The following is a 26,062-nucleotide window of genomic DNA, read 5'->3' as shown; positions in this document are numbered from 1 at the left end:
AAGAACAGCAAGGGAGAAATGCGATGGATCGGCTCAAGGGCAAGGTTGCGATGGTGGTGGGCGCCGGCTCGATCGGGCCCGGCTGGGGCAACGGCAAGGCGACCGCGGTGACCTTTGCGCGCGAGGGCGCGCAGGTGCTTTGCGTCGATCGCAACGGTGCTGCAGCCGAGGAGACCGCGAAGATCATCACGGGTGAGGGCGGCAATGCGACTGCCTTCACCGCGGACGTCTCGCGCGCGAGCGAGATCGAGGCGATGGTGGCGGCGTGCCTGAAGGCCTATGGCCGCATCGATGTGCTCGACAACAATGTCGGCATCGCCGAGATGGGCAGCGTGGTCGAGGTCGCCGAGGAGAGCTGGGACCGCGTCTTCACTGTCAACCTCAAGAGTGCCTATCTCGCCATGAAACATGTCGTCCCCGTGATGGTGAAGCAGGGCGGCGGCTCGATCATCAACATCTCCTCGATCGCCTCGATCCGGCATGTCGGGATTTCCTATGTCAGCTACAACGCCAGCAAGGCCGCCATGAACCAGCTGACGCGCTCCACTGCGATCGAGTTCGCGAAGAACCATGTGCGGGTGAATGCAATCCTGCCCGGCCTGATGAAGACGCCGATGGTGGAGCATTCCGCGGGTCTCGCGAACAGCTACGCCAAGGGCGACGTCGAGGCGATGTGGCGCGCCCGCGATGCGCAGGTGCCGATGGGGCACATGGGCGAGGCCTGGGACGTCGCCAATGCCGCGCTGTTCCTGGCGTCGGACGAGTCGAAATATGTGACGGGGATCGAGCTCGTGGTCGACGGCGGGATCACGTGCAAGGCGGGGGCTTAAGGCGCCTCATACTCCACTGTCGTCCCGGGGCGCGCAAAGCGCGAACCCGGGACCCATAACCACAGGACGAAGTTGTTTTGTTAAGTTGTAACTCCGAGTCTTCGTAACCACGTCGGCCTGTGGTTATGGGTCCCGGATCGGCGCTTCGCTTGTCCGGGACGACAGCGGTGACTACTGCGCCAGCGCCAGGATGCCACCGGCAAACGAATGCCACGCCGCACTCTCGCTGATCGGCCAGTTCAGCACCTTCACCGCCAGCAGCGCGAGCGTGCCGTAAATGTAGACCGGGTGCACGCGGCCATCGGTGCGCCAGTCGCGCACCATGGCGACGACGAGCAGGAGCGAAGCGACCACGGCCGGGGCGATCGTGACGGGCACTGGCGGCGGGCCGGGCGGTCCGGGAGGCGCGAGGAAGGTGATGAACCAGCGCGCGATCGCGGCGTCGAGGATCGAGACCGCGGCAAGCAGCATCAGGCGCTTGTGAATCTCGGGCTTTCGCGTGTTGATGATCGCGAGCACGAACACCACCGCGAAGAACGCGATGCCGCTCATCGGCACGATCGAGAAGCCGATGCCGGCATCCTTCTGCCCAAGTGCGGCGGCGTGCTGCATCACGTGCACCGAGGCGAGGAAGCCGAAGATCGTCATCGCGGTCGCAAGCGACACGCCGGCAATCCCGAGCGCGCGGTGATTGACCACGCGGCCCGACGCCGCGAGCCAGGTCTGGATCACGAAATAGAGAGACCAGGTGAAGAACAGGAGTCCGTGAAAATGAATCACCGGGCTCGCGGAAAACGTCCGCTGCGCGAGCGGTACGAAATAGGTCGGCGCGAAGCCGAGAAACGCGGTGGCCGCGCAGGCCAGTGCCATATTGAGATAAAAATACCGTGCAGGCGACGCATCACGCGCGCGTACACGACGGTCGTCGATCAAGGTCGTCATCTGGAATGAGTCTGGAGAGGCGGTGTTTGGTTCAAGCTCCTGACCACCTGGATAGGCCGGGACGCCGCTCAACGCTCGAGCGGAGTTTAACCGCCCGCGCTCAACTCTGCGCGATCGAGCTCTTCCTCGATCCGGTGAAACGCGTCGTCGCCGATCACTTCGGTATCGCGAAGGCCGAGGATCGATTTGCGCGCGGCCTCGATGGCGCGGCGGCGCAGCGGATCGGCGGGCAATTCGCCGCTGGCGATGCCGCCGTGCGGATCGTCGTCGGCCTGCATCAGGATGGCGCGGTATTCGAGCCGCAGGATTTCCGCCTCCTCCGACGGATCGTCCTCGATCGCATCGAGCGCGGCGCGATAGGCGACTGCGCGGGCGCGCGCGACCTCGATACCGACGGGATCGTCGTCCTTGAGGCCGAAGGCGAGAATCAGCGGCCGCAGCGTCAGGCCCTGGATGACCAGCGAGCCCAGCACCACCGCAAAGGCGATGAAGACGATGAAGTCGCGATAGGGGAAGCTTTCCGGCAGGGCGAAGGCGGTGGCGAGCGTGACGAGACCGCGCATGCCGCACCAGGAGATGATGAGGCCACCCTTCGGCGAGGCAACCTGCTTGGGATCCTTCGGATGATAGAGCCCGTGCGCGATCAGGACGCGCAGCGTCGCGCGGTAGAACGTGATCCACGCAAGCCGCACCAGGACCACTGTGAGCAGGATCCAGGCGGCCGCCACGCAATATTCCCAGCGCACCTCCGCGTCCAACCGCGTCCAGATCGGCCGCATCTGCATGCCGATCAGCATGAAGGCGAGCACGTTGAGCACGAACACCATCGTTTCCCAGACCGCATAGGACGGTACCCGCAACCGCGCCGGCATGCGCGCCCCAGCCGTGCGCGCGACGGTGATGGCGTAGACGACGATGGTGAGGATGCCGGAGAGGCCGAGATGCTCGGCTGCGATCCAGACCATGAAGGTGGTGGCGAACTGCACGATGATCGCGCTCGGCGCTTCCTTCACGCGTTCCAGGAACAGCGGGATGATGCGCCCGGCCAAAAGACCGGCGAGGACGCTGCCGACCAGCCCGAGTGCAATCGTCGGCGCGACCTCGCTCCATTTCAGATGCTCCATGACGACAGCGCCGACCGCGATGCGATAGATCAGGAGCGCGCTGGCGTCGTTGAGCAGGCTCTCGCCCTCCAGCACCTTCACCATGCGATAGGGCAGCTTGACCTGGCTCAGGATTGCAACCGCTGCCGCGGCATCCGGCGGGGCCACGATGGCGCCGAGCGCAATGGCGGCGGCCCAGGGCATGTCAGGCATCAGCCGGTGCGCGACGAAGGCCACGCCGACCGTGGTCAGGCCGACCGCGGCCACCACCAGGGTCGAGACCGGAACCCAGTTGTTGCGGAGATCGCGCAGCGAGGTGTCGAAGGCGGCATCCATCAGCACCGGTGCGACAAAAAGCGCCAATGCCAGGTCGGGTTCGAGCGTCCAGGACGGGCTGTTCGGCACGAAGGCGATCAGCGCGCCGCCGATGGCGAGAAAGGTCGGGTAGGGGACCTTGATCCGCCGCGCCAGCGCCGATAATGCAACGGCGCCGAGCAGAAGCACGATGATCCATTCGAATGTCGACACGTTGATCCCCGAAACCGATTTTGGCTGTGCCACAAGCTAGCACCAATCCGGCCGTATGATGGATAGTGCGTCCTCAAGGCAAGGCTCAAGCCAGGCCCAGGCCAAGATTCAAGCCAAGACTCAAGCCAAGACTGTCCGACTGCAGCAAGCATGCGTTCTCAAAATCTCATTCGATTGTCCGGTGCGGTGGCGCTCTGTGCGCTTTCGCTCGGGGCAGCCCATGCCGCGACCGGCGGCGAGCCCGCCGCCGTCGTGCAGGTCGATGTCGCGCCGTGCCTCGCTGCTGCTGCCGCCGACGACATGGACAAGGCCGGCTCCGCCTGCGCGTCCGTCATCGACAATGAGAAGACGGCCAAGGCGGACCTGGTCAAGGCGCTGGTCGCGCGCGGCGCGCTTTATGCGCGGCATGATCAGGTCGACCGCGCGATCGCCGACGACAGCCGTGCTCTTCAGCTCGATCCGACCCTGGCCGACCTCTTCAACGCCCGCGGCGAGCTCTGGCTGAAGAAGGGCGACAAGCCGAAGGCGGTGCAGGATTTCGGCGCCGCACTGAAGATCGATCCGAACCACGAGAAGGCCAAGGCCAATCACAAGGCGATGGCGCGCGAGCTCGAGCGGATCGGCGCGCAGATGGCGGTGGCCGGCAAACCCAGCTTCAATTGCAGGAGTGCGGCCCGGGCCGTCGAGAAGGCCATCTGCGCCAACCGCGAGCTCGCCGATCTCGATCGGGAGATTTTTGCGTCGAACGCCCGCGCGATCCGGGAGGCACGCAATCCTGCGGAAGCCAGGGCGCTTCAGCGCGAGCAGGACGAGTTCATTGTTCGCCGCAATGCTGGTTATGGGCGATCCGGGTACGATCTCAAGAAAGCGATGCAAGACAGATTGCAGCGACTGAACGGGGTGGACGGGTATTGAGGCGGTCTTCGGCTCTCCCCGCAAGCGGGGCGAGGGAGTGCGGGCGGCGGTGCGTCCCAACAGGGCCGAATTGAACCCATTCCTCGCCCGCCGCGACAATGGTGAACACCTGATGTCACGGAGTCTTCCCGATGTGCGGCACGCGTTCTTCCGCGCAAATGTTCCCGTTTGCCAAAATCCCGCTTCGCGCCTTCCTGCTCAGCGCCGCGATGAGCCTTATCCTCGCCGCCCCGGCCTCTGCTACCGTCGATTGCGTGATGGGCAGCAAGACTGCGCCCGCCGAACTGATCACGGCGTGCGGCGCCATCATCGACCAAACCACCAATTCGAGCTCCGACCGCGCCGCCGCGCTGCTGGTGCGCGCCGACGCCAATGCGCGAACCTCAGGCGGCCTCACGCAGGCGCTGCGGGATATCGACCGCGCCATCGCGCTGGACGGCAGGAATGCAAAGGCATGGCGCCTGCGCGGCGACCTGCTGCGCGAGGCCGGCGGAGATCTCAACCGTGCCGCGGCTGATCTCAGCAAGGCCATCGAGCTCGATCCACAGGACGCGGAAGCCTACGAGCTACGCGGCGTCGTCTACACCAATCAGCGCCGGCTCGACCGCGCGCTCGCCGATTACGATCAGGCGATCAAGCTGAAGCCGGATGATGCGCAGGCCTGGTCCGACCGCGGCGTGAACTATTATCTCGGCGGCGACAACGAGAAGGCGATCCGCGATCTCAGCGAGGCGCTGCGGCTCGATCCGAACCGGCCGCGCGCCTACACCAATCGCGGCGCGGCCTACAAGAAGCTCGGCCAGCTCGACAAGGCGGTCGCCGATGACGGCGAGGCGATCAGGCTCGATCCGAAGGTCCCCGAATATTACGACAATCGTGGCCTGGTGCTGGCCGCGATGGGTGAGTACGACAAGGCGATCGCCGACTACGACCAGGCGCTGCGGCTGGCGCCGCGGCCGAACTTCTTCACCAACCGCGGCGACTCTTACCAGCTCAAGGGCGAGCTTGGCGCGGCGCTCAGCGACTACGAGGCTGCGCTGAAGATCGATCCGAATTTCGCGCAGACCTTCAACAACCGCGCGGTGCTCTACAAGAAGATGGGCGAACGCAAGAAGGCGCTGGCCGATTACGAGACGGCGCTGAAGCTCGATCCCGGCAACGAGAATGCCGCCAACGGCCGCCGCAGCATGATCGCGGAGATTGCGAAGTTCGGCGCCGAGCCGCTGCGTCCGCTCGCGGCGAGTTCCGGCAACGGCCCGTCGTTCGATTGCGCCACGGCGAAGCGCGAGGTCGAGAAGGTGATCTGCGCCGATCCGCAACTCGGCGTGCTCGATCGCCAGATTGCCGAGACCTATGAGCGGGTGCTGAAGGCCACGAAAGGCCGCTCCGCCGGCGACCTGCGCAAGACCCAGCGCGATTTCCTCGCCACCCGTGATGCCAGCTTCCGCCGTCCGGGCTACGATCTGAAGAAGATCATGCAGGAACGGTTGCAGCGGCTGAATGCGATGGAGAGTTGAGGCGCCTCTACGCGCACACTGCGTTCCCTCCCCCTTGCGGGGGAGGGTTAGGGAGAGGGGTGGCCACAAACTCTAGACTGAGTTCGTGGCCACCCCTCTCTCCCGCTCTCCCCCGCAAGGGGGAGAGGGCTCACCTTTGTCGTGGCTCCAGCTTGCCTCGATGGCCTTTCTTCCCTCCCTCCCAAAGACCCATCCTTTTCAGCTTGAACCGCGGCCCGTTCCCGGGAAAATACCTCTCAAACAACGCCGGCACTTGATCCCTGTCATGGCGGGACGCTCGTCCTGTCGGTCAGGTCAAGGCCAGGCGAACAAAGGGATGGGAGCGCGGGAATGAACGTCAAGGGAACGAGCCTCTATCACGAGGTCCATGCGCGCTCGCTGGCTGATCCCCAGGGCTTCTGGGCCGAGGCGGCCACGGAGATCGACTGGATCGAGCCGCCAAAGACGATCTTCGATGCCTCGCAGGGCGTCTACGGCCGCTGGTTCATGGGGGGCGTCGTCAACACCTGCTACAACGCGCTCGACCGCCATGTCGAACGCGGCCGCGCCGACCAGGTCGCGCTGATCCATGATTCGCCGCTTACGGGCTCGGTCACCAAGTTCACCTATGCCGAGCTATTGGGTGAGGTGCAGGCGCTCGCTGCCATCATGCAGGATTTTGGCGTCGCCAAGGGCGATCGTGTCATCCTCTATATGCCGATGGTGCCGGAGGCGGTGGTCGCGATGCTCGCCTGCGCGCGCATTGGCGCGGTGCACTCGGTTGTGTTCGGCGGCTTTGCCGCCAAGGAGCTCGCCACCCGCATCGACGACGCGCAGCCGAAGCTCATCCTCTCCGCGAGCTGCGGCATCGAGCCCGGCCGGATCGTGCAGTACAAGCCACTGCTCGACGAGGCGATCAAGCTTGCGGGCACGAAGCCGACGGCCTGCATCGTGCTGCAACGTCCCCAGCACATCTGCGACCTCACGCCCGGCCGCGACTACGATTGGGCGAGCCTGCGCCGCAAGGCGATGAACGACGGCAAGAAAGCCCCTTGCGTGCCTGTCGCCGCCACCGATCCGCTCTACATCCTCTACACCTCAGGCACCACCGGTATCCCCAAGGGCGTCGTGCGCGACAATGGCGGCCATCTCGTCGCGGTGAAATGGTCGATGTTCAATCTCTATGGCGTCAAGCCGGGCGAGGTCTGGTGGTGTGGCTCCGACATCGGCTGGGTGGTCGGCCACAGCTACATCATCTATGGCCCGCTGCTGCATGGTGCGACGTCGATCATGTACGAGGGCAAGCCAATCGGCACGCCCGATGCCGGCGCGTTCTGGCGCGTCATCAGCGAGCACAAGGCGGTCGCCTTCTTCACGGCACCGACGGCGTTCCGCGCGATCCGCAAAGAGGATCCGGAAGGAAAGTTCATCCGGCAATACGACCTGTCGCAATTCCGCACGCTGTTCCTCGCCGGCGAGCGTGCCGATCCGCCGACGGTGGAATGGGCGGAGCAGCAGTTGAAGGTGCCGGTGATCGACCATTGGTGGCAGACCGAGACGGGCTGGTGCATCGCCGGCAATCCGGTCGGTCTCGGCATGCTGCCGGTGAAGCATGGCTCGCCGACGGTGCCGATGCCGGGCTACCAGGTCGACGTCGTCGACGAAGCCGCAAAGCCCGTCGGCCCCAACACCATGGGCTCGATCGTCATCAAGCTGCCGATGCCGCCGGGGTGCCTGCCGACGTTGTGGAATCAGGACGCGCGCTTCAAGGACGCCTACCTCACTGAATTCCCCGGCTACTACAAAACCTCGGACGCCGGCTACAAGGATGAGGACGGCTATGTCTTCGTGATGGGCCGCACCGACGACATCATCAATGTCGCCGGCCACAGGCTCTCCACCGGCGGCATGGAGGAGATTCTGGCCTCGCATCCGGATGTCGCCGAATGCGCCGTGCTCGGCGTCAAGGACGCGATCAAGGGCGAGGTGCCCTGCGGCTTCCTGGTGCTCAAGGCCGGCGTGAAGCGCGCGCCTGCGGAGATCGAGAAGGAGATCGTCGCGCTGGTGCGCGACAGGCTCGGCCCCGTCGCCGCCTTCAAGCTCGCCATCACCGTCGGCCGCCTGCCCAAAACGCGCTCGGGGAAGATCCTGCGCGGCACCATCAAGAAGATCGCCGATGGCGAAGCCTGGACCATGCCGGCCACGATCGAGGATCCCAAGGTGCTGGACGAGATCGGCGAGGCGCTGAAGGGCAGGGTGTGAGGTTACGCTCGGGTCGTCGTGCCAATGAGGTGCGACGCTGCCGCCCCAACCTCTGCTGTCATCACCCGCGAAAGCGGGTGATCCAGTGCCCCGCGGCCGGAGTTGTGTGACCCAATGACCGCCGCGGAGTACTGGATTCCCCGCCTGCCGCCTACGCTAAAGCTTCGGCGCCCCTGGACCTCAACCCCGGCGAAGCCTTGGCGTAGCCGGGTCGCGGGGAACGACAGCGCGTGGGGAACGGCGTCCAGGGACTTACAATCTCCTCATTCCGGGCTAAACAGGGCCGGCCAACAGGGGACCTCGTATGCCACTCGCCACCGCGCCGCGCCTGCTTGTCGCCGTGCTGCTCGCCGTCGCTGTCTCCGCCTGCTCCGCGCGCTACCAGACGCCGGTGGCGGTGGGCGGTGACGATGACGACGCGGTCTGTCAGAGTCGCGGCTATGCGCAGGGCTCACCCGAATACGTGGCCTGCCGCAAGGACCGCGACGTCCAGCGCAACGCTGCCACCGCCCGGTCCGACCGCCGTCAGCGCGATCTCGGCGAGTACATGCTGAACCATCCCGAGCGGCCGTGACATCGGCTACGGAATTATCCTGCGCATTTATTCGCGTTTCTCGTGACACATCGGCAACGCCACAACCAAATCGTGTCGCGTCAGTCCTGATTTGATCGGCGTCAAATCCATCACCATCCCCTTTCTGCTCTGACGCTGATGTCGCGCAACGACGCGCGAGAGATGGCTGAAGGGGAATGCAATGAACGGAACGACAAAAAACCTGGCGCGGCTTGCGACGGTTGGCGCGATGCTCGTGGGGACTTTTGGCTCGGTGCAGGCGGCCGATCTGCCTGTCTATAAGAAGGCACCGCCGCCGGTAGAAGCGTTCAATCCGTGGATGGTGCGTCTGCGCGTGCTTGGCGTGTTGCCGGATGCCGGTGGCTCAACCGTCAATGTCGCAGGCGTGCCGTCGCTGTCGTCGCCGAATTCCGGGCTCTCGATCAGCGACCAGGTCGTGCCCGAGCTCGACATCAGCTATTTCTTCACCAAGAACATCGCGGCCGAGCTGATCCTCGGCGTGACCAGGCACTCGATCAGCGGCAACGGCTCGCTCGCGAACCTGCCGATCGGCAAGACCACGCTGCTGCCGCCGACGCTGACCTTGCAATATCACTTCGACAATTTCGGCGCGTTCAAGCCGTATATCGGCGCCGGCGTGAACTACACCGTGTTCTTCAACAATTCGGCTGCCAATACGCCAGCCGCCATCGTCGGTCCGCCCGCGATCGTTGCCACCACCACCAGCGTGCACGTCAGCAACGCCTGGGGCGGCGCCGTGCAGTTCGGCTTTGACTACATGCTCGACCGGCACTGGGGTCTCAACGTCGACGTCAAGAAGCTCTGGCTGCGGCCGGATTACTCAGCGACCGTCAGCGGCCTGCCGGTCACAGGCACCGCGCATATCGATCCGTGGCTGGTCGGTGGCGGTGTGACGTACAAGTTTTGACGCGTTGTTTGAAGACGAGCTGTGGCCGCGGTTGACCCTGCGCTCCCTCCCCCCTTGCGAGGGAGGGGACTGCAGCTTGCGTGTGGCTGCATCTGTGCCGATCGCGAGGGTCTCCGCAAAACAAGAACGCGGCAGGTTTCCCTGCCGCGTTCAAATTGCGTTCGATGACGAATTGAGAGGGGAGCCTTACTCCTCCTCCTCGTCCTGCTTCTTGCCACCGAGCGTCTTCAGCTTGGCGAACACGGCGTCGACGTTGAGATCGTCGTTCGATCGCTCCGCCGGCTCGAACTCGTCCTTCTTGGTGGTCTCGGAGGCCGGCAGCAGGGTGGCGCCGCCATAGGCTGTGTCGATCGGCTTTTCCTTCGCCGCGCGCGCCACTTCGAAATCGAGCTCGATCTGCGAGCAAAGGCCAAGGGTCACCGGGTCGATCGGGGTCAGCTGGGAGGTGTTCCAGTGGGTGCGGTCGCGAACGCTGGCGATGGTGCTCTTGGTGGTGCCGACCAGGCGCATGATCTGGGCGTCCTTGAGCTCTGGATGGCTGCGCAGCAGCCAGAGGATGGCGCTCGGGCGCTCGTGGCGGCGGGAGACCGGGGTGTAGCGCGGGCCCTTGCGCTTGGGCTGGGGCGGCAGCACGACCTTGCTCTCCTGAAGGCGGAGCCGGTAATCCGGGTTCTTCTCGCCCTTCTCGATCTCCTCGCGGGTCAGCTGGCCGTTGGAGAGGGGGTCCATGCCCTTGATGCCCTGGGCAGCGTCGCCATCGGCGATCGCACGCACCTCGAGGGGATGCATCTTGGTGAAATCGGCGACCTGGTCGAAGGTCAGCGCGGTGTTGTCGAGCAGCCAGACGGCGGTCGCCTTGGGCATCAGAGGTGCGTTGCTCATGGCAAATCTCCTTTGTGCTTCGCCCACCCCTCTGGAGGCGAAACCGGTGGTCATCAGCGATGACAGGGAATTCGCGCTATATAAGCCCTGAGGGGCTAGCCACGCAATGGTTCTGCTATAGATAGTGCCTTGACAGAGCCCGAAAGGGGGCCCAATTCCCTTGGAAGCGCCTGTAAAGTCCTAGCAGACCCCTTTAAGCCCTATTCCATCCATTGACCGCCCCCGCCAGAAGGCGAAACGGGTGATTCGGTCCCGAGATCGCTCAATGTCAGCCAAACCAGACCTCAAGATCGTGCTTTGTTCTCCCCGCGGCTTCTGCGCCGGGGTGGTCCGGGCGATCGACACCGTGGAACGGGCGCTCGATAAATACGGCGCCCCCGTCTATGTTCGCCACGAGATTGTGCACAACAAATACGTCGTCGACGGGTTGAAGAAGAAGGGCGCGATCTTCGTCGAAGAGCTCGCCGAAATCCCGGAAAACACCACCGCGCCGGTGGTGTTCTCGGCCCATGGCGTGCCGAAATCGGTCCCGGCCGACGCCACCTCCCGCAATTTGTTCTCGCTGGATGCGACCTGCCCGCTGGTGACCAAGGTGCACCGCGAGGCCGCGATCCACTTCAAGCGTGGCCGCGAGATCTTCCTGATCGGCCATTCCCACCACCCCGAAGTGGTCGGCACGCTCGGCCAGCTTCCGGTCGGCGCCGTGACCCTGATCGAGACCGCCGAGGACGCCAAGACCATCGTCCCGAAGAACCCCGACAACATCGCCTTCGTGACGCAGACCACGCTGTCGATCGACGACACCGCGGAGATCGTGGCGCTGCTCAAGGAGCGTTTCCCGAACATCAACGGCCCGCACAAGGAAGACATCTGCTACGCCACCACCAACCGCCAGCTCGCGGTGAAGAAGGTGGCGCCGGTGGTCGACGCCCTGATTGTGGTCGGTGCGCCGAACTCGTCGAATTCGCAGCGCCTGCGTGAGGTCGCTGAGCGCGAAGGCTGCGGGATCGCGGTACTGGCGCAGCGCGCCACCGACATCGACTGGACCAGGTTTGGCAACATCAAGAGCCTCGGCATCACCGCGGGCGCGTCCGCGCCGGAAGTGATCGTCGAGGAGATCATGGATGCGTTCGCCGAGCGCTACACGCTGCATGTGGAGACGGTCTCGGCCGCGGAAGAGAACGAGTTCTTCCCGCTGCCGCGCCAGGTGCGTCCCGAAGCCGCCGCCGAGTAGACTTTTATGGCGGTCTACACCGACGTTGCCGCCGACGAGCTTGCGGATTTCCTGAAGCCATACGATCTTGGCGAGTTGCTCTCCTACAAGGGCATCGCCGAGGGCGTCGAAAACACCAACTTCCTGCTGCACACCAGCAAGGGCTCGTTCATCCTCACGCTCTATGAGAAGCGCGTGGCGAAGAACGACCTGCCGTTCTTCCTCGCGCTGATGACCCATCTCGCCGAGCACGGCGTCACCTGCCCGCTGCCGGTGAAGGCCAGGGACGGCGAGGCGCTGCGCGAGCTGTCGGGCCGGCCGGCCGCGATCATCACCTTTCTCGAAGGCGTCTGGCCGCGCAAGCCGAACGTGGCCCATTGCGCCGGCGTCGGCGAGGGACTGGCCAGGATGCATCTGGCCGGCGCCAATTTTGCGATCAAGCGTGGCAATGCGCTGTCGGTCTCCGGCTGGCGGCCGCTGTTCGACGCGGCGGCAAGCCGCGCCGATGAGGTCCAGCCGGGCCTGCATGCGTTTCTCGCCGCCGAGCTCGACTATCTCTCGAGCGGGGTCTGGCCGAGCAATCTGCCGGAGGGCGTGATCCACGCCGATCTCTTCAACGACAACGTCTTCTTCCTCGGCGACAAGCTCTCCGGCATCATCGACTTCACCTTCGCCTGCAACGACATGCTGGCCTATGACGTCGCGATCTGCCTGAATGCCTGGTGTTTCGAGCCGGACCATTCGTTCAACGTCACCAAGGCGCGCGCCTTCCTCAATGCCTATGGCCGGGTGCGAAAACTCTCCGAGGCGGAAGAAGCCGCGCTGCCGCTGCTTGCGCGCGGCGCCGCGATCCGCTTCCTGCTGACGCGGCTGGTCGACTGGCTCAACGTGCCTCCGGGGGCGCTGGTCAAGCCCAAGGACCCGCTGGAATATTTTCGCAAGCTGCGCTTCCACCAGAGCGTTTCCAGTGTGCGCGACTACGGGCTGATGCCGTCAGGACTGGTCGCGTGAGCGAGCTTCCCATTGTCACGATCTATACCGACGGCGCCTGCTCGGGAAATCCCGGGCCCGGCGGCTGGGGCGCGATCCTGAAGTTCGGCGACAAGGAAAAAGAGCTGAACGGCGGCGAACGCCACACCACCAACAACCAGATGGAATTGATGGCGGCGATCTCCGCGCTCGAAGCGCTGAAGAAGCCGTGCACCGTCGATCTCTATACTGACAGCCAGTATGTACGGCAGGGCATCACCGGCTGGATCCACGGCTGGAAGCGCAACGGCTGGCGCACCGCCGACAAGAAGCCGGTGAAGAATGTCGAGCTATGGCAGCGCCTCGATGCGGCGCTGAAGCAGCACGAGGTCCGCTGGCACTGGGTCAAGGGCCACGCCGGGCATCCCGAGAACGAGCGCGCGGATCAACTCGCGCGGGACGGGATCGTGAAGGCGAGGACGCAGACGCGGGTGGCGGAATAGGCGACGCGCTGTCGGCGTCGCCCGGTTTCGTAGGGTGGGCAAAGCGAAGCGTGCCCACGGCTTCTTCTCAATCAAGGAAAGATGGTGGGCACGGCGCTGACGCGCCTTTGCCCACCCTACGGCACTTCCCGCTTGGAAGGAGCTCTGGCCTAAGCCTACAGCTGCCCCAGCAGCGTATCGCCGCCGGAGACTTCGACCTTGCCGGGCATCGCTTCGAGGTTCAGCTTCTTCACCACGCCGTCCTCGACCAGCATCGAATAGCGCTTGGAGCGGATGCCGAGGCCGTTGCCGGAGGCGTCCAGCTCCATGCCGATCGCCTTGGCGAAGTCGGCATTGCCGTCGGCGAGGAAGATCGCCTCGTCGCGCTGGTCGGTATCGCGCTTCCACGCGTTCATGACGAAAGCGTCGTTGACGGAGACGATGGCGATGGTGTCGACGCCCTTGTCCTTCATGGCATAGGCGTTGAGGAAGATGCTCGGCAGATGCATCTTGTGGCAGGTGCCGGTGTAGGCGCCGGGCACTGCGAACAGCGCCACCTTCTTGCCCTTGAAGATGTCGTCGGTGGTCTTCACCTGCGGACCTTCGGCCGTCATCACGCGGAATTTCGCCTCGGGCAGCTTGTCGCCAGTCTGGATCGCCATCGTCAGTCTCCCTGAAAATCGGTCCCGCTTTTTAGACCGTGCGGCGGCGCTGCACAACATTGGCGGCGAGGGTCGTGGTCCTTCACCGTTCTGTCATCAGCCGGCAAAACCGCCGCCTTCGAGGAAGGCCCGTTCTTCCTCGGTGGTATCGCGGTCGAGCAGGCGGTTGCGGTGGGGAAAGCGGCCGAACCGCTGGATGATGTCGGCGTGCTCCCGCGCGTATTTCAGGTTCTCGGCATTGTCGGTGTTCTGAAACAGCGCGACGCAATGCAACTGGTCGGGCAGGTGCTCGGAATGCATGAAGGGCAGATAGAGGAATTCGAGCAGGATGGGATCGATCCTGCGATCGACGCCCCGCGCGATGGCGCGGCGGGCGACGTCGCGCGCCGGCGCGTCGCTGGCAAAGGCTTCCGGCGTGCCGCGAAACATGTTGCGGGGAAACTGGTCGAGCGCGATGACGAGCGCGAGCGCGCCCTCGTCGCTTTCTTCCCAGGAGGCCAGCTCGCCGGCGGTCGCCCGCTTCCATAGCGGAAGAAAGCGACGCCTGACCTCCGCGTCGAAAGCGTCGCTGCGCTTGTACCAGCGCTCGCGGCCGGCCTCGCGCCAGAAGGCGAGAATGCCTGATGGCGTGATGTCACCGCCGTCAGTCATGAACCCAAGAGTCATGAACCAAGGCGCGGCTTACGCCGCCTCCGCCTTCTTCTCGTCGCGGAGCTGCCGGCGCAGGATCTTGCCGACATTGGTCTTCGGCAGGTCGGTGCGGAATTCGATGTGCTTGGGCACCTTGTAGCCGGTGAGCTGCTCCTGACAGAACTTGATCACGGCTTCCGCGGTGAGGTTGGGATCCTTCTTCACCACGAACGCCTTCACCGCCTCGCCCGACTTGGAATCGGGGATGCCGATCACGGCGCATTCGAGCACGCCCGGATTGCTCGCGATCACTTCCTCGATCTCGTTCGGATAGACGTTGAAGCCCGAGACCAGGATCATGTCCTTCTTGCGGTCGACGATCTTGGTGTAGCCCTTCTCGTCCATCACGCCGATGTCGCCGGTGCGGAAATAGCCGTCGGCGGTCATCACCTTGTCGGTCTCTTCCGGCCTGTTCCAGTAGCCCGACATCACCTGCGGGCCCTTGGCGCAGATCTCGCCGGGCTGGCCGAGCGGGACTTCGTTGCCGTCGTCGTCGCGGATCGAGATCCAGGTCGAAGGCACGGGGATGCCGATCGATCCCGAGAACTCGGTCGTGGTCGCGGGATTGCAGGTCAGTGTCGGCGAGGTCTCCGAGAGGCCGTAGCCTTCGGCGATGAAGCAGCCGGTCACCGCCTTCCACTGCTCGGCGACGGGGCGCTGCACCGCCATGCCGCCGCCGTTCGAGATCTTCAGCTTGGAGAAGTCGAGCTTCTTGAAGTCGGGATGGTGCATCAACCCGTTGTAGAGCGTGTTCACGGCCGGGAAGCTGTTGACCTGGTACTTCGCCAGCTCCTTGACGAAGCCCGCGATGTCGCGCGGATTGGGGATCAGCAGATTGCAGCCGCCGGCGCGCACCGCGAGCAGGTAGCAGGCCGTCAGCGCGAAGATGTGATAGAGCGGCAGCGCGCAGACGATCATCAGCTGATCGACATGCGGCGGCGCGGCGAGTGCCGGCTGGAGCCAGGCGTCGTTCTGCAGCACGTTGGCGACGATGTTGCGGTGGAGCAGGGTGGCGCCCTTGGAGACGCCGGTGGTGCCGCCGGTATATTGCAGGAAGGCGACGTCGCCCGGCGACAGCTTCGGCTTGTTGAACGTCAGGCTGCGGCCGGCCGATACCGCGTCGTTGAAGGACACCGCGCCTGGCAGCGACCAGGCCGGCACCATCTTCTTGACGCGGCGGACGACGACGTTGACGATCATGCCCTTGAAGCCGAGCAGGTCGCCCATGCTGCCGACGATGACATGCTTGACTTGCGTCTTCGCGATCACCTGCTCGACCGTGTGCGCGAAATTCTCCAGCACGATGATGGCTTCGGCGCCGGAATCCTTGAGCTGATGCTCGAGCTCGCGCGGCGTGTAGAGCGGGTTGACGTTGACCACCGCGAAACCGGCGCGCAGCACGGCAGCGGTCGCGACCGGATATTGCAGCACGTTCGGCATCATGATCGCGACGCGGGCGCCACGTTGCAGGCCACGGCCCTGTAAATAGGAGGCGAGCGCCAGCGACATCTGGTCGAGGTCGCGATAGCTGATCGCCTTGTCCATGCAGATGAATGCCTTGCGGTCGGCGAACTTGGCGAAGCTCTCCTCCAGAAGGTCGACCAGCGATGCGTATTGGGTCGGCTCGATATCAGCAGGGACGCCGGGCGGATATTGCTTGAGCCAGATGCGCTCCATGGAAAACTCCCCTCAATTTACCAGAGCCCGTTGTGTCTCGGGCTTGCCTCATTGCGGCCAGTATCGAGCCTGCCGGAACGGGTGGCAAGCCGGTCGAGGCTTAGGACAAAGGTCAGGGAGTGGCTACTGGAATTGTCGCAAGCCGCTCTGCCGCAGGTGCGAAGCGCGGGCGCGGCTTGCGATGGGTGCCGTTAACTGTTGTTGGCCGGCTTGGCGGCGGGCTTGGTCGCGGCCTTGGGCTTGGCGGGCTTGGCCGCCTGATCGCCGCCTGCCGCAGGCTTCTCGGCGGGTTTCGCCGCCGCATCGTGCTTGGCCGCGGCATGCTTGGTCCCGGCCGGCTTCGCAGCGGACTTGGTATCGCTCTTGGCGTCAGGCTTGGCGGCAGCCGGCTTTGCCGCCGCCGTCTTGGCATCCTTCGGCTTGTCGGCTGGCTTGTCGGTCGCGTCGGGCTTCCTGGCGACGCGCGACTTCTTGCCACGCGGCTTTGGCGTGGCCTGCTGGTCGGCATCGGCCGCGACCGCCGCGATCAGGGCAGTGCCGGTGCGGGTCGGGCCGGTATAGACCAGCACGGGCTCGGCCGCCGCGGGCGCCGTGGCCATCAGCTCGGAGGCCTTCATCAGGGGCGGCTGAAGGCCCGCGGTGAAGAAGGTCACCTGGGCTTCGCCGCCGGTGGCGGAGGCCGATCCGGACGTGCCGCCATTGGTGGCGATCAGCGCGTCGTCATCGTCGCTGGCCGGCCGCTTGCGATGACCGCCGCACATGTCCTCGCGCAGGTTCGGCGGCGAGGCGTCGACCGGCACCAGCCTGTCGACGGTGCCGAGCGAGGGGCGGAGCCAGGTGAGGTTGTCCTGGCTGAAGCCGCGCTCGAGCAGCTGCGCCGCCTTCACGGCACGCGCAGTGCCGGAGTTGGCGCCGAGCACGACGGCGATCAGCCGGCGGCCGTTGCGCGTGGCCGACGCCACGAGATTGTAGCCGGAGGCGCAGATGAAGCCGGTCTTGAAACCGTCGGCGCCGGGGTAGCGGCCGATCAGCTTGTTGAAATTGCCGGTGACGCGCTTGCCGAAGCGGATCGCCGGGATGTGCACGAAGTATTCGTATTCCGGCAGGTCGCGCAGGAACGAGCGCGCGAGAATGCCGAGGTCGCGCGCGGACGTGATCTGGCCGTCGGCGGGCAGGCCGTTCGGATTGACGTAGCTCGTCTGCGTCATGCCGAGCTTCTGCGCGGTGTCGTTCATCATCGCCGAGAAGCCGTCGATCGAGCCGCCGACGCCTTCGGCGAGCACCACGGCCATGTCGTTCGCCGACTTCACCATCATCATCTTCAGCGCGTTGTCGACGGTGAGCTGCGTTCCCGGACGGAACCCCATCTTCGACGGCGATTGCGAAGCCGCCGTCGGCGACACCGTGATCAGCGTGTCGAGCGTGAGCCTGCCGTCCTTCACCGCCTTCAGCGTCACGTAGGCCGTCATGATTTTGGTGACGGAGGCCGGATACCACGGGATGGTCGCGTTCTCGGCCTGCAGCACCTTGCCGCTGTCGGCTTCGATCAGTAGCAGTGCTTCGGCGCTGGCCGTGTGCGGCGCAAGCAGCACCGCGGATGCGAAGGCCGCAGCGAACAGGTTGAACAGGGACTTGCGAAGCAGCGGGCGAAGGGCGTGCACTATCCGATTCCGGTCCTTGGAGACCCGCCGGTTCCGGTCGGCTCTCGTGATCTGATGTTCGGTTCTGAAATCCGGCGCCGCCGCTTGCGGCGTCGCAAACCTATACCGGCTCGTGCGTCGAGAATAGGGGTTTCGGCCGGGTATTCCGCGATGAAATAGGCCGAATTTCGACGATGCTATGGGGACTTGACCGCAGTCGCCGCAGCCTCAGCGGCCGTCACGCTGGCCCGTGCATTTTCCTGAACCATGAACTGGGCCCTGGCGAGTTCGGCAAAATGGCCGCCTTTGGCCACGAGTTCATCGAAAGTTCCGCTTTCGATCACGCGGCCGTTCTCGAACACCAGGATCCGCGTGGCATTGCGGATGGTGGAGAGACGGTGGGCGATCACGAACGTGGTGCGTCCCTTCATCACTTCGTCGAGAGCGGCGTTCACCTTGGCCTCGGTGACAGCGTCGAGCGCGCTGGTGGCCTCGTCCAGGATCAGGATCGGCGGATCCTTCAGCAGCGCGCGGGCGATCGACAGCCGCTGCCGCTCGCCGCCGGAGAGCATGCGGCCGCGCTCGCCGGCATTGGTCTCGAAGCCGCCGCTGCGCTCGATGAATTCGAGCGCCTGCGCGCGCTCCGCGGCCTTGCGCATCTCGGCTTCGGTCGCATCCGGCTTGCCGACGTGCAAATTCTCCGCGATCGAGCGGTTGAACAGCAGCGCCTCCTGGAACACCACGCCGATGTTCCGGCGCAGCGACGTCAGCGTCACGCCGCGGACGTCCATGCCGTCGATCCTGATGAAGCCCGACTGCGGATCGAAGGCGCGATGCAGAAGCGCGATCGCAGTCGACTTGCCGGCGCCGGTCGCGCCGACCAGCGCGATGGTCTGGCCGGGCAGCGCGGTGAAGGAGAGGTCCTCGACCGCCGGCCGCTTGCCGTCATAGGAGAAGGTGACGTCGTTGAATTCGACGAGGCCGGAGAGCCGCCCGGCATCGATCGCGTCGGGCCGGTCGTGCACCGTGGGCACGGCGTCGAGCACGTTGAAGAACTCGCGCAGCCGCGGGGCTTCCATGAACACGTTGTTGATGAAGCTCACGACCTGCTCGAGCTTCTGGATCAGCAGCGTCGCGAAGCTCACGAACATCACGATCTCGCCGACGGAGGTGAGCCCCTGGTCGTGCAGCGCGATGCCGAGCGCGAAGATCGCGAGCACTGTGATCGTCGTGGAGGCGCGCGTGATGACGGTGACGAGCGCCCACCACGACAGCACCGGCATCTGCGCGGCCAGCAGCTCGTCGGCGACGGAGCGCAGTCCCTTCACCTCGGATTCGACGCGCACGAAGCTCTGCACCAGCGCGACGTTGCCGAGCGCGTCGGAGGCGCGCGCGGAGAGCTCGCTATATTGCTCCTCGACCGCCATCTGCATGCCGAAGGTCTTGCGCACGACGAAGGTGGTCAGCACGGTGAAGACGATGCAGAGCACGAACAGCAGGATCGCGAGCCGCCAGTTCAGGTAGAGCGACAGCGGCAGCAGCACCACGACCGACAGGATCGCGGCAAAGTGCTCGCGAAAGAAGCCGAGCCACAATCGCCACAGCGCATCGGTGCCGTTGAGCATCACCTTCATCAGCCGGCCCGAATGGGTGCCTGAGTGGAAGGTCAGCGGCAGTTGCAAAATGTGCTCGAAATAGTCAGTCAGCACCGCCTGGCGCTGGCGGTGCGAGAGCCGGTCGGCCTGCAACGCCACGATCGCGCTGCAGCCGATGGTGAACAGTCCGAACGCCACCCAGGCCAGCAGGAACGGCCAGGCCGAATTCGACCCGGCGACCGCCTTGCCGGAGAGCACGTCGACGATCCGGCCGAACAGCACGGGTTCCGCGAACTGCGAGGCGGCGAGCAGCAGATTGGCGAACGCCAGCAGCCAGCCCAGCCGCGCCTCCTTGCCGAGCAGCTCGAGAACGCGGGTGTAGAGGCTGAAAATGGACATGCGGGCGAGGAACTCAGGCGGATCGAACGAGGTGAGCCCATATTCTAATCAGGGATCGCCCGCGAGATACAGCGGAAGCTGCTGGTTTTGCTCAGTTGATCAGCCGTCCCGCGACCGGCGGCAGGAACCGGTCGTCGAAGATATCGCCCGCCGCCGGCCGTTTGCGGAATTTGAAATCCTGCGCGATCTGGTCGATCGAGCGGTCCAGGCGCGCCGGGTCGATGCCGCCGAGACCGTTGCGCTTGACCTCGTCGGTCAGGATGTTGTCGATGAGCACGCTGCGCAGGCGTTCCCGCTCGAGGTCGCGGTCGCCGTCGTCGATCCGGCTCGCGGCTTCGTCCGCCGCACGGGCCGGCTCTTTGACGGTCGCGTTGACGCCGGCGATCAATGCGCGGACGAATCCCTTCACGGCGTCGGGTTTCGCGGCGGCGAAAGCGGGGTTGGCCACCACGGCGAAGCCGTAGGCCTCGCAGCCATAGTCGGCATAGCGGAGTACCACGAGATCGCCGCCGGGCACGCCGCGGTCGCGCAGGTTCACCGCCGAGAGATAGCTGAAGCCGGCGACGGCATCGACCTGGCCCGCGGAGAGGAGCGGCTCGCGGACTGCGGCGCTGATCTTGTGGAATTTCACTTGCGACGCGTTGATGCCGTTCTGCAGCGCCAGCGCCGGCCACAGCCGCATCGACAGATCGCCGTCGGCGACGCCGACGGTCTTGCCGTCGAGGTCGGGCAGCAAGTGAATGCCGCGGCTCCTGCGCGCGACGATCGCGTAAGGCGCGCGACTGAACAACACGAACACGGCTTTGACCGGCGCGGCATCGTCCTTGTCGCGAAAGCGGATCAGCTCGTTGATGTCGACGAGCGCGAGTTCGCTGTCGCCCTTGGCGACGCGCGCGAGCGCCTCCGGCGATCCGGCAGCGCTCTTGAAGGACACGTTGAGACGCTCGGCGCCGAAATTGCCGTCCTTCGCGGCGAGGAAGAACGGCGCCATGCTCGCATCGACAGGACGATCGAATGTGAAGTGGATCGCAGTGGACGGCGCAGCAGTCTCGGCCGCGCTGACGTCGCGCGCAGCCAGCGCGGCAAGCGAGATTGCAATGGCCAGCAGGCCGCGAAGGGCGATCGTCTTGAATGCAAACATCAGGCGCGCCGGTCCCGCATTGTTGTGGTTTCGTGACGCTCGCAGCGCCGGCCAGCGACGAGCCTGCGCGCGCCAACATGAACGGCGGATGAGCGGGGGTTGCGTGATCATGACGCAACCCCGTTCAGCTTCTGTTGGGGTTCGGGAACCCAACATGGGCTGCGGGTGTTTGAAGGACATGAGCCTGTCGTCAGGCACCATTCGAGGTCCCAAGGAGGGTCCAGGACATGTTTGACCGATTTTCGAGATTTGCCGGCCGCAAGGCCGTCTTTGCCACCGCCGCGGTGCTGGCGCTGACCGCGGTCGCCCCGACCGCCTCATACGCAGGCGGCCGCCACTGGCATGGCGGTGGTGGCGGCGTAGCGGCTGCTGCGGCCATCGCCGGCATCGTCGGCACCGGCCTTGCGATCGCTGCGACCCGTGACGCCTACGCTTATGATTACGGTCCGGGTCCGGGTTATGGCTATTACGGCGGCCCTGCCTATTACAGTGGCCCCGCCTACGGTCCTTACTACGGCCCGGGCCCGAACTACCAATATCAGCGCTATGGCGGCACGGCTCCGTCGGAGCTCTGTGGCCAGGGCTACATGCAGAACTGCTACTAGCCTTGGCTACCAAGTCCCTGGCTACCAAGTCTTGACCACAACAGGCCGTCGCGCTTGCCGCGGCGGCCTGTTTTTCGCTTTTAACCCTGCGCGTTAACGCGCTCGCCATTGGTTTAGGGTAGTTTTGAGTACCATGAGTGATTCGCTTGAGCGGCTATATCTGGCTGTGCTCGCGGCCAAGGATCTTGATCCGGCAACATCGCGTACCGCCCGGCTGTTTCAGCGTGGGCCATCCAAAATGGCGAAGAAACTGGCCGAAGAGGCCATTGAGGTCGTCATCGACGCGGTCAATGGCGATAGCGAGGCCGTGATCCGGGAAAGCGCCGACCTGCTCTACAATCTCACGGTGCTCTGGGCCTCGGCCGGCGTGCGCCCGGAGGATGTCTGGCGCGAAATGGCGCGGCGGGAAGACATGCTCGGCATTGCCGAGAAGCTGCCGAAGTCGCCGATGAAGCTGCCCAAAGTCGCGTCACCGCGCGTTGCCGCCAGGCGGCCAATTGTCGCGCTGGAAGGGCGCGTCTCGCGCAAGCGCCACTAAAGCGTGGTGAAACCGGAGCAAAGCGTCATCGCGCTTTAGGTTGTTGTTTGGGCGTGATCTTTCGGAAAACCGCGACACACTGTTCCAGATCACGCCAAATCGTCACAAAACTCGCGATGGACAAATCCGTCCCATGGTGCTTCATCGCGGCGCCATGCTGAAACGTATCTACGACTGGTGCATCGACGCCGCCCACAAGCCCTACGCGCTCTGGATCATGGGAGCCGTGGCTTTCGCAGAAAGCTCCTTCTTTCCGGTCCCGCCGGATGTGATGCTGATCCCGATGTCGCTGGCGCGCCCGCAGCGCGCCTGGCTCTACGCCGCGGTCTGCACCGCGACCTCGGTGGTGGGCGGTCTGCTGGGCTACGCCATCGGTGCGCTGCTGTTTGACTCGGTCGGCCATTGGCTGATCCAGGTCTATGGCCTCGGCGACAAGGTCGATGCCTTCCGCGCCTCCTATGCGGAGTGGGGCGCGGTGATCATCCTGCTCAAGGGCCTGACGCCGATCCCCTACAAGCTCGTCACCATCACCTCGGGCTTTGCCGGTTACAATATCGGCCTGTTCATCCTGTGCTCGATCGTCGCGCGCGGCGGCCGTTTCTTCATCGTCGCGATCCTGCTCAACCGCTATGGCGACTGGATCCGCGTCAGGATCGAGAAGCATTTCGGTCTCTGGGTGGCGCTCGGCGCCGCCGTGCTGGTGCTCGGCTTCGTCGTCGCGGTCAAGCTGATCTAGGGAATGATCCGGACCCGAAGGGCCGCCTCAGCGCGACGTGTGAAGCCGTTCTCCGCAAAGATCATGTTCGCTCAATAACCCCGCGCTTTGCCGCTGCGCCGGGTTCGGCTACGGTTGCCGTCATGATGGTTCGATCCGGCAATCCGGTCCTCCGACCGGGGACGCTGATATTTGCGGTGCTTTCGCTCCTGCTCGGTGCCGGTGGCACCGGCTGGCCGCAATCCGCGCCGCCGGCGCTCGGCTTGCAGGAGCAGGGACCGCAGACCGCGCCGCCGCCCTCGACATCAGCTCCTTCGTCGCCGCCGGCGCGCGAGGAAAATCCCGGACTGATCAACGAAATGGGCAAGCTGTTCGACAAGCTGCCCTCGATCCTGCCGCCGATCAAAAGCCCGAGCGAGACCATGAACGATCTGTCGCGGCTGGCGACGCCGTCGGCCATGGTGTCGGGGCGCATGGCCTGCCCGGCCTCGTCGAATGGCGCGCCCGACTGCAAGCAGGCCGCCGACCAGCTCTGCCAGAGCAAGGGCTACAAGGAAGGCAAGAGCCTGAACGCCGATTCCGCGGAAAAATGCTCGGCCAAGGTTCTGATCCCGGGCCGGCAACGTAAACCGGATGACTGCCGCACCGATACCTTCGTCACCAGCGCGCTGTGCCAGAACTGAGGACGTAGCGCCAGCAAAGGAGCGCCCATGAGCCGCACGGAGCAGGACTTCCTCGGACAGCGCGAGATCGCCGACGACATCTATTACGGCGTCCAGACCATCCGCGGGAAGGAGAACTTCCACATCACCGGCATTCCGATGAACCAGGAGCCTTACTTCGTGAAGGCGCTCGGTTACGTCAAGAAGGCGGCCGCGATGGCCAACCGCGACCTCGGCGCGGTCGACGCGAAAGTTGCGGACGCGATCATCCAGGGCTGCGACCGCGTCATCGCCGGCGACATGATGGATCAGTTCGTCACCGACTTCATCCAGGGCGGCGCCGGCACCTCCACCAACATGAACGCCAACGAGGTGATCGCCAATCTGGCGCTGGAATCGCTCGGCTTCAGCAAGGGCGACTACCAGCATGTCAGCCCGAACGATCATGTCAATTACGGCCAGTCGACCAACGACACCTATCCGACCGCGTTCCGGCTGGCGCTGATCCTGCGGCTCGAGAGCTACATGACGGCGCTGCGCCAGCTCCAGGAGGCCTTCTTCACCAAGGGCCGCGAGTTCGAGCGCGTGCTGAAGATGGGGCGCACGCATCTTCAGGACGCCGTGCCGATGTCGCTCGGCGCCGAATTCCGCGGTTGGGGCACCACGATCGGCGAGGAGGTCGACCGCATCTCCGAGGCGCGCGCGCTGCTGCGCGAGATCAATCTCGGCGCCACCGCGATCGGCACCTCCGTCACCGCGGCCGTCGGCTATCCAAAACTTGCGGTCCGGCATTTGAGCGCGCTGACCGGCGTCGACTTCATCCTCGCCGGCGATCTCGTCGAGGCGACCTCGGACACCGGCGCTTATGTGCAGCTCTCCGGCGTGCTGAAGCGCACGGCGAGCAAGCTGACGAAGATCTGCAACGACATCCGCCTGCTGGCCTCGGGCCCGCGCGCCGGCTTCAACGAGATCAACCTGCCGCAGCTCCAGCCGGGCTCCTCGATCATGCCTGGCAAGGTCAATCCGGTCATCCCCGAGGTCGTCAACCAGACCAGCTTCCTCGTCATCGGCCTCGACACCACGGTGACGCTGGCCGCAAGTGCCGGCCAGCTTCAGCTCAACGTGATGGAGCCGGTGATCTCGTTCGCGCTGTTCTTCTCGATCCGCACCATGGAGCGCGCGGTCAACAGCCTGCGCGAGAATTGCGTTGTCGGCATCACCGCCAACGAGGAGCACACCCGCAACATGGTGCTGAACTCGCTCGGTATCGTTACGGTGCTGAAGCCGCTGCTCGGCTACAAGCAATGCGCCGAGATCGCGCGCGAGGGCTACAAGAGCGGCAAGTCGCTGCACCAGATCGTGGTGGTCGAGCGCAAGCTGCTGACACAGGAGAAATGGGACGAGATGTTCTCGTTCGAGCGGCTGATCAATCCGGATCTGATTGGGTGATGCCGCCCGCATTTGCGTAGCGAATTCCGCATGTTGGAATTGCGGTAACGGCATCCGCCACGGCGTCAAAACGCAATACTTGACAGTGGAAAGATTGCCTTGTTGGTATGGCCTCCAGCTTTCGATTTGCTCGCCACCAAAGGATCGTTTCGCCTATGTCCATGCCTGCCTTGTTCAAGGGGCGCCTGTCGATCCCCGTGATCGGTTCGCCGCTCTTCATCATCTCGGTGCCCGATCTCGTGATCGCGCAGTGCAAGGCCGGCGTGGTCGGCTCGTTTCCGTCGCTGAACGCGCGGCCGCCGGAGCTGCTCGACGAATGGCTGGCGCGGATCACCGAAGAGCTCGCGGCCTATGACCGTGCCCATCCCGACAAGCCGTCGGCGCCGTTCGCGGTGAACCAGATCGTGCACAAGTCGAACAACCGGCTCGATCACGACATGCAGCTCTGCGCCAAGTACAAGGTGCCGATGATCATCTCGTCGCTCGGCGCGCGCGAGGAGCTCAATCAAGCGGTGCACGGCTGGGGCGGCATCGTCTTCCACGACGTGATCAACCAGAAGTTCGCCCACAAGGCGATCGAGAAGGGGGCCGATGGTCTGATCCTGGTTGCGGCCGGCGCCGGCGGCCACGCCGGCACGATCTCGCCGCTGGCCTTCGTTGCAGAAACGCGAAAATGGTTCGACGGCCCGATCGCGCTGTCGGGTGCCATCGGCAACGGCAAGGCGATCCGCGCCGCGCGCATCCTCGGCGCAGACTTCGCCTATATCGGCTCGGCCTTCATTGCGACCAAGGAAGCCAACGCGGTCGAGAAATACAAGGAGATGATCGCGGGCTCGACGGCCGACGACATCGTCTACTCGAACCTCTTCACCGGCGTGCACGGCAACTATCTGAAGCCGTCGATCCTCGCGGCCGGCATGGATCCGGAAAACCTGCCGACGTCCGATCCGTCCAAGATGAACTTCGGCACGGATGCCTCCGGCGAGCGCGCCAAGCCGAAAGCCTGGAAGGAGATCTGGGGTTCGGGCCAGGGCATCGGCAGCGTCGACGGCATCATCCCCGCCGCCGATCTGATCGCGCGCTTCAAGAAGGAATATGACGAGGCGATCGATCCGCCGCTCTAACCGCTCTCGTGTCCCGGACGCGCTGCAGCGTGCAACGCTGC

Annotated in this window: 24 protein-coding genes; 15 read left to right on the top strand and 9 right to left on the bottom strand. The window is 64.8% G+C overall.

The window, feature by feature from the left end:
* Positions 1-23: 23 nt before the first annotated feature.
* Complete coding sequence (locus ABIB99_RS24100) at positions 24-830, top strand: SDR family NAD(P)-dependent oxidoreductase (RefSeq protein ID WP_354177722.1); 807 nt, start codon at positions 24-26, stop codon at positions 828-830.
* Positions 831-1,001: 171 nt separating this feature from the next.
* On the opposite strand, the gene ABIB99_RS24095 is transcribed toward ABIB99_RS24100, so the two are convergent.
* The gene (locus ABIB99_RS24095) at positions 1,002-1,772 is read right to left on the bottom strand and encodes a hypothetical protein (protein ID WP_085400939.1); all 771 of its coding nucleotides are present in this window, start codon (positions 1,770-1,772) and stop codon (positions 1,002-1,004) included.
* Positions 1,773-1,858: 86 nt separating this feature from the next.
* On the bottom strand, positions 1,859-3,436 hold the full coding sequence (locus ABIB99_RS24090; protein WP_085400941.1) for a cation:proton antiporter: 1,578 nt from the start codon (positions 3,434-3,436) through the stop codon (positions 1,859-1,861).
* A gap of 117 nt (positions 3,437-3,553) precedes the next feature.
* Between ABIB99_RS24090 and ABIB99_RS24085 the strand changes: the two genes are divergently transcribed.
* The 5 genes from ABIB99_RS24085 (at position 3,554) to ABIB99_RS24065 (ending at position 9,578) form a co-directional block, all read left to right on the top strand.
* A complete protein-coding gene (locus ABIB99_RS24085) occupies positions 3,554-4,318 on the top strand; it encodes a tetratricopeptide repeat protein (RefSeq protein ID WP_354177721.1) in 765 nt (254 codons plus the stop codon).
* Positions 4,319-4,449: 131 nt separating this feature from the next.
* Positions 4,450-5,835: a tetratricopeptide repeat protein gene (locus tag ABIB99_RS24080; RefSeq protein ID WP_354177720.1), complete on the top strand. Its 1,386-nt coding sequence runs from the start codon at positions 4,450-4,452 to the stop codon at positions 5,833-5,835.
* Positions 5,836-6,165: 330 nt separating this feature from the next.
* On the top strand, positions 6,166-8,076 hold the full coding sequence (locus ABIB99_RS24075) for a propionyl-CoA synthetase (protein WP_354177719.1): 1,911 nt from the start codon (positions 6,166-6,168) through the stop codon (positions 8,074-8,076).
* A gap of 304 nt (positions 8,077-8,380) precedes the next feature.
* Positions 8,381-8,650 (top strand): hypothetical protein, encoded by a 270-nt coding sequence (locus ABIB99_RS24070; protein WP_354177718.1) that lies wholly within the window; start codon positions 8,381-8,383, stop codon positions 8,648-8,650.
* A 181-nt stretch (positions 8,651-8,831) separates the two neighbouring features.
* Positions 8,832-9,578, top strand: a complete 747-nt coding sequence (locus ABIB99_RS24065) for an OmpW/AlkL family protein (RefSeq protein ID WP_247313474.1) — start codon at positions 8,832-8,834, stop codon at positions 9,576-9,578.
* 186 nt (positions 9,579-9,764) lie between these two features.
* On the opposite strand, the gene ABIB99_RS24060 is transcribed toward ABIB99_RS24065, so the two are convergent.
* Entirely contained in the window at positions 9,765-10,460 is a 696-nt protein-coding gene (locus ABIB99_RS24060; RefSeq protein ID WP_085400950.1) for a DUF1013 domain-containing protein, read from the bottom strand.
* Between the two features lie 265 nt (positions 10,461-10,725).
* Between ABIB99_RS24060 and ispH the strand changes: the two genes are divergently transcribed.
* Genes ispH through rnhA form a run of 3 tightly spaced genes read left to right on the top strand, consistent with a single transcriptional unit; the run spans position 10,726 to position 13,145 of the window.
* Complete coding sequence (gene ispH, locus ABIB99_RS24055; RefSeq protein WP_063985850.1) at positions 10,726-11,694, top strand: 4-hydroxy-3-methylbut-2-enyl diphosphate reductase; 969 nt, start codon at positions 10,726-10,728, stop codon at positions 11,692-11,694.
* A gap of 6 nt (positions 11,695-11,700) precedes the next feature.
* The gene (locus tag ABIB99_RS24050; RefSeq protein ID WP_166104226.1) at positions 11,701-12,684 is read left to right on the top strand and encodes a homoserine kinase; all 984 of its coding nucleotides are present in this window, start codon (positions 11,701-11,703) and stop codon (positions 12,682-12,684) included.
* Entirely contained in the window at positions 12,681-13,145 is a 465-nt protein-coding gene (gene rnhA / locus ABIB99_RS24045; RefSeq protein ID WP_354177717.1) for a ribonuclease HI, read from the top strand. Before ABIB99_RS24050 ends, rnhA begins: the two co-directional genes overlap by 4 nt.
* Before the next feature lie 155 nt (positions 13,146-13,300).
* On the opposite strand, the gene ABIB99_RS24040 is transcribed toward rnhA, so the two are convergent.
* The 6 genes from ABIB99_RS24040 to ABIB99_RS24015 form a co-directional block, all read right to left on the bottom strand.
* The gene (locus ABIB99_RS24040; RefSeq protein ID WP_007597501.1) at positions 13,301-13,786 is read right to left on the bottom strand and encodes a peroxiredoxin; all 486 of its coding nucleotides are present in this window, start codon (positions 13,784-13,786) and stop codon (positions 13,301-13,303) included.
* Positions 13,787-13,882: 96 nt separating this feature from the next.
* The gene (locus ABIB99_RS24035; RefSeq protein WP_354177716.1) at positions 13,883-14,437 is read right to left on the bottom strand and encodes a DUF924 family protein; all 555 of its coding nucleotides are present in this window, start codon (positions 14,435-14,437) and stop codon (positions 13,883-13,885) included.
* Between the two features lie 30 nt (positions 14,438-14,467).
* Positions 14,468-16,153, bottom strand: coding sequence for a long-chain fatty acid--CoA ligase (locus ABIB99_RS24030; protein ID WP_085400957.1), 1,686 nt, complete (start codon positions 16,151-16,153; stop codon positions 14,468-14,470).
* 191 nt (positions 16,154-16,344) lie between these two features.
* Positions 16,345-17,814 carry a D-alanyl-D-alanine carboxypeptidase family protein gene (locus ABIB99_RS24025; protein WP_354177715.1) on the bottom strand — a complete coding sequence of 490 codons (1,470 nt, stop codon included), beginning with the start codon at positions 17,812-17,814 and terminating at the stop codon, positions 16,345-16,347.
* 176 nt (positions 17,815-17,990) lie between these two features.
* Positions 17,991-19,787, bottom strand: coding sequence for a glucan ABC transporter ATP-binding protein/ permease (locus ABIB99_RS24020; RefSeq protein ID WP_063985844.1), 1,797 nt, complete (start codon positions 19,785-19,787; stop codon positions 17,991-17,993).
* A 91-nt stretch (positions 19,788-19,878) separates the two neighbouring features.
* On the bottom strand, positions 19,879-20,928 hold the full coding sequence (locus tag ABIB99_RS24015; RefSeq protein ID WP_354177714.1) for an ABC transporter substrate-binding protein: 1,050 nt from the start codon (positions 20,926-20,928) through the stop codon (positions 19,879-19,881).
* 227 nt (positions 20,929-21,155) lie between these two features.
* Between ABIB99_RS24015 and ABIB99_RS24010 the strand changes: the two genes are divergently transcribed.
* The 6 genes from ABIB99_RS24010 (at position 21,156) to ABIB99_RS23985 (ending at position 26,021) form a co-directional block, all read left to right on the top strand.
* Entirely contained in the window at positions 21,156-21,533 is a 378-nt protein-coding gene (locus ABIB99_RS24010; RefSeq protein WP_063985842.1) for a hypothetical protein, read from the top strand.
* Positions 21,534-21,666: 133 nt separating this feature from the next.
* Complete coding sequence (hisE, locus tag ABIB99_RS24005; RefSeq protein ID WP_028147364.1) at positions 21,667-22,071, top strand: phosphoribosyl-ATP diphosphatase; 405 nt, start codon at positions 21,667-21,669, stop codon at positions 22,069-22,071.
* A gap of 133 nt (positions 22,072-22,204) precedes the next feature.
* Positions 22,205-22,807, top strand: a complete 603-nt coding sequence (locus ABIB99_RS24000; protein WP_354177713.1) for a YqaA family protein — start codon at positions 22,205-22,207, stop codon at positions 22,805-22,807.
* Positions 22,808-22,929: 122 nt separating this feature from the next.
* Positions 22,930-23,469, top strand: a complete 540-nt coding sequence (locus tag ABIB99_RS23995; RefSeq protein WP_063985840.1) for a hypothetical protein — start codon at positions 22,930-22,932, stop codon at positions 23,467-23,469.
* A gap of 27 nt (positions 23,470-23,496) precedes the next feature.
* Positions 23,497-24,897 (top strand): aspartate ammonia-lyase, encoded by a 1,401-nt coding sequence (locus tag ABIB99_RS23990; protein WP_014491544.1) that lies wholly within the window; start codon positions 23,497-23,499, stop codon positions 24,895-24,897.
* Positions 24,898-25,052: 155 nt separating this feature from the next.
* Positions 25,053-26,021 carry an NAD(P)H-dependent flavin oxidoreductase gene (locus ABIB99_RS23985; protein ID WP_014491545.1) on the top strand — a complete coding sequence of 323 codons (969 nt, stop codon included), beginning with the start codon at positions 25,053-25,055 and terminating at the stop codon, positions 26,019-26,021.
* The last annotated feature ends 41 nt before the right edge of the window (positions 26,022-26,062 follow it).

This window comes from Bradyrhizobium sp. LA6.1 (assembly GCF_040547805.1).
Classification (GTDB): Bacteria; Pseudomonadota; Alphaproteobacteria; order Rhizobiales; family Xanthobacteraceae; genus Bradyrhizobium; species Bradyrhizobium barranii.
The sequence above is the reverse complement of the archived record's forward strand: the minus strand, read 5'-3'. Positions and strand labels throughout refer to the sequence as shown.

Bases quoted from the DNA above. Each gene is read 5' to 3' on its own strand.
- ABIB99_RS24100 (WP_354177722.1), top strand. From the start codon at position 24: ATGGATCGGCTCAAGGGCAAGGTTGCGATGGTGGTGGGCGCCGGCTCG.
- ABIB99_RS24095 (WP_085400939.1), bottom strand. From the start codon at position 1,772: ATGACGACCTTGATCGACGACCGTCGTGTACGCGCGCGTGATGCGTCG.
- ABIB99_RS24085 (WP_354177721.1), top strand. From the start codon at position 3,554: ATGCGTTCTCAAAATCTCATTCGATTGTCCGGTGCGGTGGCGCTCTGT.
- ABIB99_RS24080 (WP_354177720.1), top strand. From the start codon at position 4,450: ATGTGCGGCACGCGTTCTTCCGCGCAAATGTTCCCGTTTGCCAAAATC.
- ABIB99_RS24075 (WP_354177719.1), top strand. From the start codon at position 6,166: ATGAACGTCAAGGGAACGAGCCTCTATCACGAGGTCCATGCGCGCTCG.
- ABIB99_RS24070 (WP_354177718.1), top strand. From the start codon at position 8,381: ATGCCACTCGCCACCGCGCCGCGCCTGCTTGTCGCCGTGCTGCTCGCC.
- ABIB99_RS24065 (WP_247313474.1), top strand. From the start codon at position 8,832: ATGAACGGAACGACAAAAAACCTGGCGCGGCTTGCGACGGTTGGCGCG.
- ABIB99_RS24060 (WP_085400950.1), bottom strand. From the start codon at position 10,460: ATGAGCAACGCACCTCTGATGCCCAAGGCGACCGCCGTCTGGCTGCTC.
- ispH (WP_063985850.1), top strand. From the start codon at position 10,726: ATGTCAGCCAAACCAGACCTCAAGATCGTGCTTTGTTCTCCCCGCGGC.
- ABIB99_RS24050 (WP_166104226.1), top strand. From the start codon at position 11,701: ATGGCGGTCTACACCGACGTTGCCGCCGACGAGCTTGCGGATTTCCTG.
- ABIB99_RS24040 (WP_007597501.1), bottom strand. From the start codon at position 13,786: ATGGCGATCCAGACTGGCGACAAGCTGCCCGAGGCGAAATTCCGCGTG.
- ABIB99_RS24035 (WP_354177716.1), bottom strand. From the start codon at position 14,437: ATGACTGACGGCGGTGACATCACGCCATCAGGCATTCTCGCCTTCTGG.
- ABIB99_RS24030 (WP_085400957.1), bottom strand. From the start codon at position 16,153: ATGGAGCGCATCTGGCTCAAGCAATATCCGCCCGGCGTCCCTGCTGAT.
- ABIB99_RS24020 (WP_063985844.1), bottom strand. From the start codon at position 19,787: ATGTCCATTTTCAGCCTCTACACCCGCGTTCTCGAGCTGCTCGGCAAG.
- ABIB99_RS24015 (WP_354177714.1), bottom strand. From the start codon at position 20,928: ATGTTTGCATTCAAGACGATCGCCCTTCGCGGCCTGCTGGCCATTGCA.
- ABIB99_RS24010 (WP_063985842.1), top strand. From the start codon at position 21,156: ATGTTTGACCGATTTTCGAGATTTGCCGGCCGCAAGGCCGTCTTTGCC.
- hisE (WP_028147364.1), top strand. From the start codon at position 21,667: ATGAGTGATTCGCTTGAGCGGCTATATCTGGCTGTGCTCGCGGCCAAG.
- ABIB99_RS24000 (WP_354177713.1), top strand. From the start codon at position 22,205: ATGGTGCTTCATCGCGGCGCCATGCTGAAACGTATCTACGACTGGTGC.
- ABIB99_RS23995 (WP_063985840.1), top strand. From the start codon at position 22,930: ATGATGGTTCGATCCGGCAATCCGGTCCTCCGACCGGGGACGCTGATA.
- ABIB99_RS23990 (WP_014491544.1), top strand. From the start codon at position 23,497: ATGAGCCGCACGGAGCAGGACTTCCTCGGACAGCGCGAGATCGCCGAC.
- ABIB99_RS23985 (WP_014491545.1), top strand. From the start codon at position 25,053: ATGTCCATGCCTGCCTTGTTCAAGGGGCGCCTGTCGATCCCCGTGATC.